We start from the raw sequence: 14,132 nt of genomic DNA on the forward strand, positions 1-14,132 counted from the left end.
CCGTGTTCAGGGTCGGTGCGGCGCGTGCAGGTAGTCCCGGGTGCGCATCTCCTGCAGGCGGCTGACGCAGCGGCCGTATTCAAAGCGCAGCCGTTGTCCCCGGTAGAGCCCGTGCGGCGGCGCCTCGGCCGTGAGCAGCAGGTTCACCCCCCGGTCGTAGAGGGTGTCCACCAGGGCCAGGAAGCGCCGGGCGGTGTCCTCCCGGTCCGCATCCATCACCGGCACCCCCGAGAGCAGCAGGGTGTGGAAGCGGCGGGCCAGGGCCACGTAGTCCGCCGTGCCCCGGCCGTCCCCGCACAGGGTGCGGAAATCGAACCACGCCGCCTCCCGGGCCAGGCCCCGCACCGGGATGGGGCGTCCCTCCACCTCCAGGCTGCCGGTCCCCGCCGCCTCCTCCCCGGCCAGGGCGCGGAAGGTGTCCGCCAGCCGGGCCTCGGCGGCCGCATCCGCCGGCACCTGATAGACCCCGTCCTCGGGCAGGGCCCGCAGCCGGTAATCGCAGCCGTCCGCCAGGTGGAAGACCGTGAGCTGCTCCTGGATGAGGCGGATGGCGGGCAAGAAACGTTCCCGCTGCAGCCCGTCCTGATACAGGGCCTCCGGCGGCAGGTTGGAGGTGGTCACCAGGGTGACCCCCTGCGCCAGCAGCCCGCGCAGGAGCCGGTCCAGGATCATGGCGTCGGTGATGTCCGAGACGAAGAACTCGTCCAGGCACAGCACCCGCGCCCGGGCCAGACGGCGGGTGACCAGCGCCAACGGGTCCGGCTGGTCCTTGAGGCCGGCCAGTTCCTCGTGGACCCGCTGCATGAAGCGGTAGAAGTGCAGCCGCAGCTTTGCCTCGAAGGGCAATGCGTCAAAGAAGCGGTCCATCAGCAGGGTCTTGCCCCGGCCCACGCCGCCCCAGAGGTAGAGCCCGCGCACCGGCACGGCGGGGGTCTCCCGGGCGAGCCAGCGGCCGATGCCGCGCCGCGGTGTCCGGGGCCTGCCTTCCAGGGCCTCCCGGATGCGCTGCAACTGCCCCCAGGCCCGTTCCTGGGCCGGATCCAGGATCCGCTGCGGGTGCGCCGCGGGGGGGTGGGGTTGCGGTCTGGATGATGACATGTGCCTGGGGTTTCAACCGGTTGGTGTGGGGCAAAGTCCAAAGCATAACCCGATCCCTGCATCATTTCCGACCCCGGGGCCGGGGCGAGTGTCGACGGTTGTGCCCCGCAGCAGCATCCATTTCGCTGTGCTTGTGTTGATCCGGGGCACTGTTCAGGGCCGGGTCCGCGGGGGTAGCATTGACTGCATCGCCTCTTTTTCAGTCCAACGAGCCACGCACCATGACGCAACGCCCGGAATCCGAACTGCGCACCCTGCTGGAACAGCCCATGCCCGATGCCCAAGGGCATTTCGGCCCCTATGGCGGGCAGGCGGTGCCGCCGCAACTCAAGGCCATCATGGACGACATCGCCCAGGCCTATCTCGCCATCCGTGAGACCCGTGCCTATCAGGAGGAGCTGGCGGATCTGCACCGGCACTACGTGGGCCGGCCGAGTCCCGTCTACCACGCGCGGCGCCTGAGCGAGCACTGCGGCGGCCGGGCGGAGATCCACCTCAAGCGGGAGGACCTGAACCACACCGGCGCCCACAAGATCAACCACGCCCTGGGGGAGGCCCTGCTGGCCAAGCACATGGGCAAGACCAAGGTCATCGCCGAGACCGGGGCGGGGCAGCACGGCGTGGCCATGGCCACCGCCTGTGCCCTGGTGGGGCTGCCCTGCGAGATCCACATGGGCGAGGTGGATATCGAGAAGGAGCATCCCAACGTCACCAAGATGAAGATCCTGGGGGCGGATCTCATCCCCGTGGACCGGGGCACCCGGACCCTGAAGGACGCCGTGGACAGCGCCTTTGAGGAGTACATGAAGGATCCGGATCATTTCTTCTATGCCATCGGCTCCGTGGTGGGTCCCCATCCCTTCCCCATGATGGTGCGGGACTTCCAGTCGGTGGTGGGCCGGGAGGCCCGGGCGCAGTTCCTGGAGGCCCACGGCCGTCTGCCGGATTGCGTGGTGGCCTGCGTGGGGGGCGGTTCCAATGCCCTGGGCCTGTTCAGCGGCTTTCTCACGGACCTGGAGGTGGAACTGGTGGGGGTGGAGCCCTGCGGACGCGGGCTGGGTCTGGGGGATCATGCCGCCACCCTGACCTACGGTCAGCCGGGGACCATGCACGGCTTCCATTCCTACATGCTCCAGGACGAGGCCGGTGAGCCCCAGCCGGTGTACTCCATCGCCTCGGGCCTGGACTACCCCTCCGTGGGGCCGCAGCACGCCTATCTCAAGGACATCGGCCGCGCCCGCTACCACGCGGTGGACGACAACGCCTGTCTGGAGGCCTTCCTGGAGCTCTCGCGCCTGGAGGGGATCATCCCCGCCCTGGAGTCGGCCCATGCCCTGGCCTGGGTCATGCGCGCGGCGGAGAAGGCCGAGCCCGGCACCCGTTTCCTGGTGAACCTCTCCGGTCGGGGGGACAAGGATGCCGACTTCGTGGCGCAGCGGCTCAGTCTCTGAGACCTGCACCGGGGCGGCCAGGCCGCCCCGGACCTAGAGCCGGCCCTGGCGCTGGCGCAGGGTGCGCAGGCGGTCGATGTCGGCGTAGTGGCGGCCGGCGCAGTAGTCGATCTTCCAGAAGTGCAGGAGATTGAGCAGGCGGCGCAGCAGGCAATGGGCCTTGTGTCCCTCGATGCACAGGCGGTAGGCCCTGCCCGCCAGGGATTCCTTCCATTCCGGGGTGTCTGTGGCTTCTTCCTGGGACATGTGGGATGGGCCGTGTTCGGGGTGGGCTGGGCCCGGTGCGGGCCGTTGTCAGGCTAATCCCCACCCCTTGCGGGGTCAAGGCATGCCGGGCCGTCCTGGCCCGGGGTACTGGAATGGCCGGGCCGGCGCCGGCCGGGATCAGCCCCCACTCAGGGCCTGCAGGAGCCTTTCCATGCGTCCCTGCAGGTCCATCTGCCGTTCCATGGATGCCTCACGGAAGCGGGCGTCCTGTTCGCTCAGGGCCTGCAGCAGCCGCCCCGCGGATGCCCGGGCCTGTTCCAGGAACTGCAGCTCCGGCCGGTCGAAGCGCTCCGCCAGGGTCTCCAGGTATTGCCCCAGCCGCTGTCCCGGGGCCTGGGGGGTCTCCAGTTGCCGGGTCTGCTCATAACGGCTGGCCAGGCTGTACTGCTCCGTGCGGGTCATGTCCAGGCGCATCTCGGCGAGTTCGCCGCCATCGAAACGCAGATCATCCACCCGGGCGAAGGCGGCCTGGATGTCACCGTTGAAGAACTCCCCGGCCAGGGCGGTCACGTCCTGCACCAGGGCCTGGATGGCCTGGCGTTCCCCCTCGTCCAGTTCCCCCTCTACGGAGAAACGGTAGCCGGTCTCTTGATGGCGGCTCACCTCCAACCAGGCGGCGGAGGCCTCCCCCTGGGCCATGGCCCCGGCCTGGACCTGGCTCCCCTCCTGTTGGCGGAAACGGATGCGCACCTGGTCCCCGTCCCGGGTGGTGAGGGCCAGGTCCAGGCTGCGGGCCTGTTGGTAGCGTTCCGCCATCTGCAATGTGGTGGTAGTGGCCGGGGGCTCCGGCATCCCAGGGAGGGCGTCCAGGGCCTGGAGGGTGAGGCGTTCGGTCCGGTCCACGTCCTCGGCGATGCGGCCGTTGAGCAGGTCCAGACCGGCGAGGATCTCCCGGGCGTCGGCGAATCCCTTCTCCACACCCCGCAGGGCGGCTTCGCGCAGGGATTGGATGTCCGCCTCCGAGGCCCCGCGGGAACGGGCGCTGGCGAGCCCCGTTTCGACAAAGCCGGCGATGCGCTGGGAGACCTTTTCCGGTGTGAAGTCATCCGGGTTCAGGCGTTTGAGCCCGGCGGCGTCCATCTGCGGGATCTCTGCCGCGAGCTGGTTCAGGATCCGGTTCTGGACCAGGGGAAGACCGTTTTTCGCAGCGTTTCCAGGGGAGGGGACGGGGCCTTTCGGCCCGCCGCGCAGGTCCGGGAGGGGGGTGGGGGTGTGCAAGAGAGAAGAAGGAAGAAGGGATAGGGCCATGGCGGCGGCTCCTGCTCACGGGGGATGGGCAGGGTATCGGCCAGGACGTGGCGTTCTGCAGGGGATCCCGACGAACGGTAGGCCCCTCTCCGGTTAGGGCATGAGCCGCTGGATATCCCAGCCGTCCTGGTTGCGGGTATAGAGGAAACGGTCGTGCAGGCGGTTCTCCCGCCCCTGCCAGAACTCCAGGCGCTGGGGCACCAGGCGGTAGCCGATCCAGTGGGGGGGGCGGGGTACCGGGCCCTCGGGATACTGCCGGCGCACCGCCTCCAGGCGCTGCTCCAGGGCCTCCCGGCTGTCGACGGGGGCGCTCTGCCGCGAGGCGACGGCCGCCAGCCGGCTCTCCCGGGGACGGCTATGGAAATAGGCCTCCGCCTCCGCCTCCGGCAGGCGTTCCACCCGGCCCTCCACCCGGATCTGGCGCTCCAGGGCGGCCCAGAAGAAGAGCAGGGTGGCGGCGGGGTTCTCCGCCAGTTGCCGCCCCTTGGGGCTCTCGTCGTTGGAGTACCAGCACAGGCCGCGGGCATCCACGTGCTTGAGCAGCACGGCCCGGGCATGGGGCTGGCCCTGGGCGTCGGCGGTGGCCAGCACCATGGCGGTGGCATCCGGCAGGTGGGCGGCCTCCTCCAGCCAGCGGCCCAGTTGCTCCAGGGGGTCGGCCGACAGGTCCGCCCGGCGCAGGCTGGCGCGGCGGTAGCTGCGGCGGGTGTGGCGGTGGTCGATGTCCGCCATGGTCTCAGGCCCCCTGGCCCAGGATCTGGTCGGCGGCGATGACCCCGGAGAGGATGGAAGGGGGCACGCCGGGTCCCGGCACCGTGAGCTGGCCGGCGTAGAAGAGGTTCTCCACCTTGCGGTTGCGCATGCGCGGCTTGAGCACGGCGGTCTGGGTGAGGATGTTGGCCAGGCCGTAGGCGTTGCCCTTGAAGGCGTGGTATTCCTCGTCGAAGTTGCGGTGGGCATAGGAGCGGGAGAAGACCAGGTGATCCCGGATGGGCTGGTCCAGCACCGCCTCCAGGCGGTCCAGCACCCGCTCCTTGTAGTGACGCCGCACCTCCGGGGTGTCCTCCAGGCCGGTGGCCACCGGGATCAGCACCATGAGGTTCTCCTGACCCTCGGGGGCCACGGAGGGGTCGGTCTTGGAGGTGGCGCTGACGTAGAGGCAGGGATCGCTGGGCCAGCGCGGGTTGCCATAGATCTCCCCGGCGTGGGTCTCGAAGTCGGTATCAAACAGCAGGGTGTGGTGGCGCAGTCCCTCCACGGGCCGGTCCACCCCCATGTAGTAGATCAGGGAGGAGGGGGACATGGTGCGTTTCTCCCAGTAGCGGCGGCTGTAGTTGCGCGCCGCCTCGGGCAGCAGTCCCTGCTCCACGTGGTGGTAGTCCCCGGCGCCGATGACCTGGTCCGCCTCCAGGCGGCCCTGGTCGGTGTCCACGGCCACGGCGCGGCCACCCTGGAGCTGGATGCCGGTGGCCTCGGTGCCGAAGAGGAAGCGGGCCCCCATCTCCTCGGCCAGCTGGTGCATGGCCTTCACCAGTTGGTACATCCCCCCCATGGGGTACCAGGTGCCCAGCTTCAGGTCGCCGTAGTTCATGAGGCTGTACAGGGCCGGGGTGGTCTTGCCGGTGCCCCCCAGAAAGAGGATGGGGAACTCCAGCATGCGGTGCAGCCGCGGGTTTTTGAAGAAGCGTTGCACATGGCTGCGGTAGGAGCGCAGCAGGTGCATGGACAGCAGGTAGCGCAGCAGCCGGGGCTGGGCGAATTCCGCCAGGGACAGGCAGGGCTTGTTGGCGAACTCGCCGATGCCCACCTTGTACTTGATCTCCGCCTCCGCCAGGAACCGTTCCAGCTGGAAGCCGGCGCCGGGTTCCATGGATTCGAACAGCCGCACCGTGTCCTCCACCCGGGCGGGGATCTCCACGTGGTCGTCCCGGCCGAAGTAGATGCGGTAGGCGGGATCCAGGCGCTCCAGCTGGAAGTAGTCCGAGGCCTTGCGGCCGAAGTCCGCGAAGAAGCGGTCGATGACATCGGGCATCCAGTACCAGCTGGGCCCCATGTCGTAGGTGAAGCCCTTGGCGGAGAACTGGCGCGCCCGCCCCCCGGGGGCGTCGTGGCGTTCCACCACGGTCACGTCCATGCCCTCCCGGGCCAGGGTGGCGGCGGCGGCCAGGCCGGCGAAGCCGGCGCCGATGATGACGATCTTGTTGTTCTTCATGGGGGACGCAAGGAAAGCAGTCGGTGAGCGAGCAAATTACTCTGGTATCGCCACTGCTGGCAAGCATGGCCGGGCCCTGTCAGGGGGCGGGGCCGGGGCTGGCATCCGCCCCGGTATGCGGGCACAATCCGCAGCGCCTGGATCCGACCCCTGGGGTGCCCATGCCCGATATTGTGGTGATGTTCTTCCTGCTCGGCCTGGTGGCCGGGCTGCTCAAGTCCGACCTGACCATCCCCCGTGCCGCCTACGACACCCTGAGCCTCCTGCTCATGCTCACCATCGGCCTCAAGGGGGGCATGGCCCTGCATGGCAACGTCAGCCTGTCGGTGGTCCTGGAGCTTTTGGCCGTGGCGGCCCTGGGGGGGCTGATCCCCCTGCTGCTGATGCCGGTGCTGCAGCGGGTGGTGCGGCTGCCGGCGGCGGACAGTGCCAGCCTGGCGGCCCACTACGGCTCGGTGAGTGCCGGCACCTTCGCCGTGGCCCTGGCCTTTGCCGAGGCGTTGGATCTGTCCATCGGCCCTGAGGTCACCCTGTATCTGGTGATGATGGAACTGCCGGCCATCCTGGCGGCCATCATCCTCCACCGTCTGCACAGCGGGGATCATGCCGGCGGCAGCCTGCGGGGCCTGTGGCGGGAGACCCTCACCAACCGGGGGGTGATCCTGCTGGTGGGCGGGGTCATCATCGGTCTGCTCTACGGTCCTATGGAGGGGGCGACGGTGACCGATCTCTTTACCGGTGCCTTCAAGGGGGTGCTGGCCCTGTTCCTGCTGGAGATGGGGCTGACCGCCGCCGAGACCCTGCGCCCCTTCCCCTGGCGCCACTGGCGGCTGGTGGCCTTCGCCCTGACGGCCCCCTTCGTGCTGGCGGGTCTGGGGCTGCTCACGGGCCTGCTGCTGGGGCTGCCCGCAGGCTCCCTGCTCATCCTCACGGCCCTGGCCGCCAGTGCCTCCTATATCGCCGCCCCGGCGGCCATCCGGGCCGCCATCCCCGATGCCGATATCGGTCTGGCCATGCTGGCCTCCCTGGGGCTCACCTTCCCCCTGAACGTGATCCTGGGGATCCCGCTGTATCACCGGGTGATGCAGGCCCTGGGGGTGGGTTGAGGGGGGGTATGCATTGATTGACAATGGTCATTCCACGCAAACCCCGGATACCTGCCATGAAGACCCTGATCGTCATCAATGATCCGCCCTACGGCACCGAACGCCTGTACAACGGCCTGCGCCTGGCGCAGACCCTGCTCCAGCGCGGCAACGAGGTGACCGTCTTCCTCATGGGGGATGCGGTTGCCGGGGCCAAGCGCGGTCAGAGCACACCGGACGGTTTTTACAACGCCGAGCGCATGGTGAAGGGGATCACCACCAAGGGGCGGGTGCTGCTCTGCGGTACCTGTATGGATGCCCGTGGCCTCACCGAGGAGGAGGTGGTGGAGAGGGCCGAACGCAGCACCATGGATGCCCTGGCCGAGGCCACCGAGCAGTCGGAGCGGGTCCTGGTGTTCTGAGCCGGCTCCCCCGGCCGGCGTGCTGGATGGGGTATCATGCATCCACCATCCAAATCCCGCTGAAGACATGCACACCCTCTCGCAAAGCATCGCCCGGGAACTGGGCGTGAAGGTCGCCCAGGTGGAGGCGGCCGTGGGGCTCTTGGACGCCGGCGCCACCGTGCCCTTCGTGGCCCGCTACCGTAAGGAGGCCACCGGCGGCCTGGACGATACCCAGCTGCGCCACCTGGAGGAACGCCTCACCTACCTGCGGGAGCTGGAGGCGCGGCGGCAGGTGGTGCTCAAGGCCATCGAGGAGCAGGGCAAGCTCACCCCGGAGCTGGCCGCGGCCATCCGCGGCGCGGAGACCAAGACCCGGCTGGAGGACCTGTACCGGCCCTACATGAAGAAGCGCCGCACCAAGGCGCAGATGGCCCGGGAACGGGGCCTGGAACCCCTGCTGGACGCCCTGCTGGAGGATCCCTCCCGGGATCCGCAGGCCCTGGCGGCGGAATACGTCCGGGACGATCTGGACCGGGATGCGGCCCTGGAGGGGGCGGGCCAGATCCTCATGGAGCGCATCAGTGAGGACGCGGACCTGATCGCCGAACTGCGGGACTACGGCTGGGAGCACGGCCATCTGGTGAGCCGGGTGGTGGAGGGCAAGGAACGGGAAGGGGCCCGCTTCCGGGACTATTTCGATCATGCCGAACCCCTGAAGGGGATCCCCTCCCACCGGGCCCTGGCCATGTTCCGGGGCCAGGCCGAGGAGGTGCTGCGCCTGGAGGTGGTGTGGAGCGCGGCCCAGGCCCGGGGGGAGGCCTGCGATGCCCCGTCCCCGGGGGAGGCGGCCATCGCCCGGCGCTTCGCCCTGTCGGACCAGGGACGCCTGGCGGACGCCTGGCTCGCCCGCTACGCCCGCCTGGCCTGGCGGGCCAAGCTCTCCGTCCACCTGGACGTGGCCCTGAAGCGCCAGCTGCGGGACCAGGCGGAGGAGGAGGGCATCCGGGTCTTTGGCGCCAACCTCCAGGACCTGCTGCTGGCGGCCCCGGCGGGGGGGCGGCCCACCCTGGGGCTGGACCCGGGTCTGCGCACCGGGGTGAAGGTGGTGGTGGTGGACGCCGCCGGGGCGGTGGCGGCCACGGACACCGTCCACCCCTTCGCGCCGAAGAAGCGCTACGACGAGGCCATCCACACCCTGGCGCAGCTGGCCGCCCGCCACCGGGTGGAGCTGGTGGCCATCGGCAACGGCACCGCCTCGCGGGAGACGGACGCCCTGGTGGCGGAGCTGATGCGCCGGCATCCGGAACTGGGCCTGACCCGGGTCATGGTCTCCGAGGCGGGGGCCTCGGTGTATTCCGCCTCGGAGGCCGCCTCCCGGGAGCTGCCGGAGCTGGACGTCTCCCTGCGCGGGGCGGTCTCCATCGCCCGGCGCCTGCAGGACCCCCTGGCGGAGCTGGTGAAGATCGAACCCAAGGCCATCGGCGTGGGCCAGTACCAGCACGACGTGAACCAGAGCCGGCTGGCGCGCAAGCTGGATGCGGTGGTGGAGGACTGCGTCAACGCCGTGGGGGTGGACGTGAACACCGCCTCGGTCCCCCTGCTGGCCCGGGTCTCCGGCCTGGGCCCGGGGCTGGCGGAGAACATCGTGCGCCACCGCAGTGAGCAGGGGCGTTTCCGCACCCGGGCCGATCTGCGGGCGGTATCCCGCCTGGGGGACAAGGCCTTCGAGCAGGCCGCCGGATTCTTGCGCATCCCCGCCGGGGACGACCCCCTGGACGCCTCCGCCGTGCACCCGGAGGCCTATCCGGTGGTGCGGCGCATCATGGAGCGCACCGGGCGCGGCGTGCGTGAGCTCATCGGGGACGAGTCCTTCCTGGCCACCCTGGACCCGGCCGCCTTCACCGACGACCACTTCGGCGAGCCCACGGTGCGGGACATCCTCTCGGAACTGGCCAAGCCGGGCCGGGATCCCCGGCCGGAGTTTCGTACCGCCGCCTTCCGCGAGGGGGTGGAGACCCTGGAGGACCTGACCCCCGGCATGATCCTGGAGGGGACGGTGACCAACGTGGCCAATTTCGGGGCCTTCGTGGACATCGGCGTGCATCAGGACGGCCTGGTGCATATCTCCGCCCTGGCCGAGCGCTTCGTGCGCGATCCCCGGGACGTGGTGCGGGCCGGTGACGTGGTGAAGGTGAAGGTCATGGAGGTGGATCGGGAGCGCCGCCGCATCGCCTTGAGCATGCGCCTGGGGGACGAACCGGGGGCGCGCGGGGCGTCTTCCGGTCCCGGCGCCGGGAAGCGGGGTCGGGGGGATCCCCGCCGGGATCCGGGCAAGGCCGCGGCCAAGGGGGTCCGGGGGGGCAAACCCCGGGAGGAGGCCCGCCCGGAAGGTGCCCTGGCCGCGGCCCTGAAGGCGGCGGTGGACAAGGGTTGAAGGGGCGCCCCGGGGGCGGCGGATGCACGAGGTATCGCTGGCGCGGGAGATCCTTCGCATCCTGCAGCAACAGGCCCGGGAGCGGGGGTTCGAGCGGGTCCACCGGGTGCATCTGGAGCTGGGCCCCCTGAGCTGCGTCGACCCCGAGGCCCTGGCCTTCGCCTTCGGGGCCGTCAGCGCCGGCACCCTGGCCCGGGGGGCGCACCTGGAGTTGCACCGCCCCCCGGCCCGGGGGGCTTGCCGCCTTTGCGGCTGCGGGTACACCATGGATTCCCTGGTGACCCCCTGTCCCCGCTGCGGTGGGCCGGGCCGGATCCTGAGCGGTCTGGAGATGCGGGTGCGGGACCTGGAGGTGAGCGGGGGGGATCCGGGGACATCGAGGGAGGGCTGAGGCATGTGCACCACCTGTGGCTGTGACGACCATTCCCCCCTTCGCATCGACGGGGGCCCCCTCCATTCCCACGGGCAGGAGCAGACGCGCAGCGTCCCCGTGGAGGCGGATCTGCTGGCGCGCAACGACGCCCATGCCCGGGCCAACCGGGAACGCTTCGACAGCTCGCGGGTGCGGGCCCTGAACCTGGTGTCCAGCCCCGGTTCCGGCAAGACCGCGCTGCTGGTGGCCACCCTGGAACGCCTCTCTGGAGAGATCCCCATGGCGGTGATCGAGGGGGATCAGGAGACCCAGCGGGACGCCGACCGCATCCGCGCCACCGGCGTGGCGGCGGTGCAGATCAACACCGGCAAGGCCTGTCACCTGGACGCCCACGGCGTGGGGCATGCCTGCGAGCACATGAACCTCCCCAAGGGTGGGCTGCTGTTCATCGAGAACGTGGGCAACCTGGTCTGTCCCGCCGCCTTCGATCTGGGGGCGCATCAGCGCGTGCTGGTGCTCTCGGTCACCGAGGGGGATGACAAGCCCTTCAAGTATCCGGACATGTTCCGCACGGCCGACGCCCTGGTGATCAACAAGCTGGACCTGTTGCCCCATGTGGATTTCGACCTGGCGGCCTGCGAGGCCCAGGCCCGGCGGCTGAATCCGGACATGGTCGTCTTCCGGCTCTCGGCGCGCACCGGGGAGGGGCTGGAGGACTGGATGGACTGGCTGCGCGCCCATGGGCACCAGACCGGGAGCGTTGAAGAGGATGAACTGGAGACCCTGCGCCGCCGGGTGGCGGAACTGGAGGCCCGCCTGCAGCGGGCCGGTCTCATGTCCTCCTGAAGGGGTGGCATGACGGTGAGCGCAGAACGCCTGCGGCTGATCCTCCAGGGGCGGGTCCAGGGGGTGGGGCTGCGGCCCTTCGTGCGGGACCTGGCCTGGGCCCTGCACCTCTCGGGCTGGGTGCGCAACCGCGGGGACCAGGTGGAGCTGGAGGTGCAGGGCCCCGTGACGGGGCTGGAGACCTTCATCCAGCGCCTGCTGCAGCACCCGCCCCCGGGGGCACGGGTGGAGACCCTGGTGCGGCGCACCGTGCCCGCCGAGGCGGGGGCGGGGGATTTTCTTGTCCTGGGGAGTGTCCCCGGGGCCATCACCCGGGGCCCCGGCGCGGACCGCGCCGTGTGCGGGGACTGCCTGGCGGAACTCTTCGATCCGGGGAACCGGCGTTATCGTCATCCCTTCATCCACTGCACCCGCTGCGGTCCGCGCTACAGCCTGATCACCGGGCTGCCCTATGACCGCGCCCGCACCACCCAGGCGGACTTCCCCCTCTGCGCGGCCTGTGGGGCGGAATATGCCGATCCCGCAAACCGTCGCTGCCACGCCCAGACCCTGGCCTGTCCCGACTGCGGCCCGCGGCTGCGGCTGCGGGACGCCCGGGGCCGTGATATCGACGGTGACGACCCCGTGGCCGCCGCCATGGCGCGGCTCGCGCAGGGGGCGATCCTGGCCCTCAAGGGGGTGGGGGGGTACCAGCTGCTGTGTAACGCCCGTGATGCCGAGGCGGTGGCGCGCCTGCGCCGGCGCAAGCGGCGTCCCGTCCAGCCCATGGCGCTGATGGCGGCGGGCAGCGCGTCCCTGGGGGCGGTGGCGGAGGTGGGCCCGGAACGGGTGCGGCGGCTGCTGGAGGATCCGGCCCGGCCCATCGTGCTGCTGGAGAAGGCGCCGGGGGCGGATGCGGCCCTGCCGGGGGTGGCGCCGGAGGTGCCCTGGCTGGGGGCCATGCTCCCCGCCAGCCCCCTGCACTACCTGCTGTTCCACGAGGCGGCGGGCCGGCCCGCGGGCACCGACTGGCTGCAGGCAACGCAGGGGATGCTGCTGGTGTGCACCTCCGGCAACCTCCATGGAGATCCCCCGGTGCTGGAGGATGGGGCGGCCCTTGAATGCCTGGGGACGGTGGCGGACCTCTTCCTCGGCCACGACCGGCCCATCCGCCACCGGGTGGACGACAGCGTCATGCAGTTGCGCGGCGCCCGCCGCGTGATGGTGCGCCGCGCCCGGGGCTACGCCCCAAAGCCGCTGCCTCTGCCCATGGAGGGGCCCTCCGTGCTGGCCCTGGGTGGGGCGCTGAAGAACACCTTCTGCCTGACCCGGGGCGACCGGGCCTTCGTTTCCCCCCACCAGGGGGACCTGGATACGCCCCAGGCCTGCCGGGCCCTGGAACGGGCAGTACGGGACGCCCTGGACCTGCTGCAGGGAGCGCCCGAACTCATCGCCTGCGATCTGCACCCGGATTTCTTCAGCACACGCCTGGCGGTGCGCCTGGCCAACGAACGGGGGGTGCCGCTGCTGGCGGTACAGCATCATCATGCCCATCTGGCGGCGGTGCAGGCGGAACACGCCCTGGAGGGGCCGCTGCTGGGGCTGGCCCTGGACGGCTACGGGCTGGGCACCGACGGCGGTGCCTGGGGGGGTGAACTCCTGCTGCTGGAGGGTACGGACTTTTGGCGCCTGGGGCATCTGCGCCCCCTGGCCCTGCCCGGCGGGGACCGGGCCGCCGTCCAGCCCTGGCGCATGGGGGCCTCGGCCCTGCACGCCCTGGGCCGGGGCGGGGAGATCCCGGGGCGCTTCCGCAGCCAGCGCCTGGCGCCGGACATCCGCAGGCTGCTGCACCGGGGCGTGGGCTGCCCCGAGACCACCAGCCTGGGGCGGCTGTTCGATGCCGCCGCGGGCCTTTTGGGGGTGCTGGAGGTCTCCGGGTATGAGGGGGAAGCGGCCCTGCGCCTGGAGGGCCGGGCCCAGGGGCACGGCCCGATGCCGCCGTTGTCGGGGGGATGGCATCTGCAGGGCGGGGTGCTGGATTTCGCCCCGCTGCTGGAGTGGCTCAGCACCCCGCAGCGGGATGCGGGGGAGGGGGCCGCGGTGTTCCACGCCACGGTGGCCCAAGGGCTGGCGGCCTGGGTGCTGCAGACGGCTGGGGAGCGGCGGCTGGGGAGGGTCGCCCTGGCCGGTGGGTGTGTGCTCAACCGCCTGCTCATGACGGACCTGCGCAGCCGTCTGGAGGAGGGCGGCCTGCGGGTCTACGAGCCGGTGGCCCTGCCCCCGGGGGACGGGGGGCTGAGCCTGGGGCAGGCCTGGGTGGGGATCTGTCATCTGCGGGAACTGTAACGGGGCGGTGACCGCCGCTGCGTATCACCATCGGAGGTGCCCCATGTGCCTGGCTGTGCCGGCTGAGGTGAAGGAACGACTGCCGGGGAATCACGCCCGGGTGGACCTGGGAGGCGTGTGCAAGACGGTGAGCACCGTCCTTTTGGAGCAGGTGGCGGTGGGGGATTATGTCCTCGTGCACGTGGGTTTTGCCATCAGCCGCCTGGATCCGGAGGAGGCCAGTCGTACCCTGGAGACGATCCGGGCCCTGGGGGAGATGGGCGATGGGGGTTCACCCCCCACTTGCGATCCTCCCCACGGCTAAAGCCGGGGTTCCCGGGCAACACGGGCGTGTCCGCGGCCCCAGGTGAAAGGGAAGGGCCCCTGCGGGCACCCTGTGCACGGGTTTG

At 70.7% G+C, this 14,132-nt stretch carries 13 protein-coding genes; 8 read left to right on the plus strand and 5 right to left on the minus strand.

What is annotated here, in order from left to right:
* Positions 1-6: 6 nt before the first annotated feature.
* Complete coding sequence (zapE, locus tag BM214_RS02060) at positions 7-1,098, minus strand: cell division protein ZapE (protein WP_090483539.1); 1,092 nt, start codon at positions 1,096-1,098, stop codon at positions 7-9.
* Positions 1,099-1,319: 221 nt separating this feature from the next.
* Here zapE and trpB point away from each other — a divergent pair, with 221 nt between their 5' ends.
* Positions 1,320-2,549 (plus strand): tryptophan synthase subunit beta, encoded by a 1,230-nt coding sequence (gene trpB, locus BM214_RS02065; protein WP_218149025.1) that lies wholly within the window; start codon positions 1,320-1,322, stop codon positions 2,547-2,549.
* A 33-nt stretch (positions 2,550-2,582) separates the two neighbouring features.
* Here trpB and BM214_RS02070 read toward each other — a convergent pair whose 3' ends face one another.
* The 4 genes from BM214_RS02070 to BM214_RS02085 form a co-directional block, all read right to left on the minus strand.
* Positions 2,583-2,795, minus strand: coding sequence for a hypothetical protein (locus BM214_RS02070; protein ID WP_090483540.1), 213 nt, complete (start codon positions 2,793-2,795; stop codon positions 2,583-2,585).
* A gap of 138 nt (positions 2,796-2,933) precedes the next feature.
* On the minus strand, positions 2,934-3,944 hold the full coding sequence (locus BM214_RS12920; protein WP_425319149.1) for a DUF5610 domain-containing protein: 1,011 nt from the start codon (positions 3,942-3,944) through the stop codon (positions 2,934-2,936).
* 213 nt (positions 3,945-4,157) lie between these two features.
* Positions 4,158-4,796: a pyridoxamine 5'-phosphate oxidase gene (gene pdxH, locus BM214_RS02080; RefSeq protein WP_090483542.1), complete on the minus strand. Its 639-nt coding sequence runs from the start codon at positions 4,794-4,796 to the stop codon at positions 4,158-4,160.
* 4 nt (positions 4,797-4,800) lie between these two features.
* Positions 4,801-6,276, minus strand: a complete 1,476-nt coding sequence (locus BM214_RS02085) for a phytoene desaturase family protein (protein ID WP_090483543.1) — start codon at positions 6,274-6,276, stop codon at positions 4,801-4,803.
* Positions 6,277-6,437: 161 nt separating this feature from the next.
* On the opposite strand from BM214_RS02085, the gene BM214_RS02090 reads away from it, so the two are divergent.
* The 7 genes from BM214_RS02090 to BM214_RS02120 all read left to right on the plus strand — a co-directional run bounded on the left by BM214_RS02090 (position 6,438) and on the right by BM214_RS02120 (position 14,047).
* Entirely contained in the window at positions 6,438-7,382 is a 945-nt protein-coding gene (locus tag BM214_RS02090) for a sodium-dependent bicarbonate transport family permease (RefSeq protein ID WP_090483544.1), read from the plus strand.
* Between the two features lie 56 nt (positions 7,383-7,438).
* Positions 7,439-7,783 carry a DsrE/DsrF/TusD sulfur relay family protein gene (locus BM214_RS02095; protein WP_090483545.1) on the plus strand — a complete coding sequence of 115 codons (345 nt, stop codon included), beginning with the start codon at positions 7,439-7,441 and terminating at the stop codon, positions 7,781-7,783.
* A gap of 67 nt (positions 7,784-7,850) precedes the next feature.
* A complete protein-coding gene (locus tag BM214_RS02100) occupies positions 7,851-10,199 on the plus strand; it encodes a Tex family protein (protein ID WP_090483546.1) in 2,349 nt (782 codons plus the stop codon).
* 22 nt (positions 10,200-10,221) lie between these two features.
* Positions 10,222-10,590, plus strand: coding sequence for a hydrogenase maturation nickel metallochaperone HypA (gene hypA / locus BM214_RS02105; RefSeq protein ID WP_090483547.1), 369 nt, complete (start codon positions 10,222-10,224; stop codon positions 10,588-10,590).
* A gap of 3 nt (positions 10,591-10,593) precedes the next feature.
* Positions 10,594-11,418, plus strand: a complete 825-nt coding sequence (gene hypB, locus BM214_RS02110) for a hydrogenase nickel incorporation protein HypB (RefSeq protein WP_090483548.1) — start codon at positions 10,594-10,596, stop codon at positions 11,416-11,418.
* A gap of 9 nt (positions 11,419-11,427) precedes the next feature.
* The gene (gene hypF / locus BM214_RS02115) at positions 11,428-13,743 is read left to right on the plus strand and encodes a carbamoyltransferase HypF (protein ID WP_090483549.1); all 2,316 of its coding nucleotides are present in this window, start codon (positions 11,428-11,430) and stop codon (positions 13,741-13,743) included.
* 43 nt (positions 13,744-13,786) lie between these two features.
* The gene (locus BM214_RS02120; protein WP_090483550.1) at positions 13,787-14,047 is read left to right on the plus strand and encodes a HypC/HybG/HupF family hydrogenase formation chaperone; all 261 of its coding nucleotides are present in this window, start codon (positions 13,787-13,789) and stop codon (positions 14,045-14,047) included.
* The last annotated feature ends 85 nt before the right edge of the window (positions 14,048-14,132 follow it).

Origin of the sequence: Ectothiorhodospira mobilis (assembly GCF_900114895.1) — a bacterium.
GTDB classification, from domain to species: domain Bacteria; phylum Pseudomonadota; class Gammaproteobacteria; order Ectothiorhodospirales; family Ectothiorhodospiraceae; genus Ectothiorhodospira; species Ectothiorhodospira mobilis_A.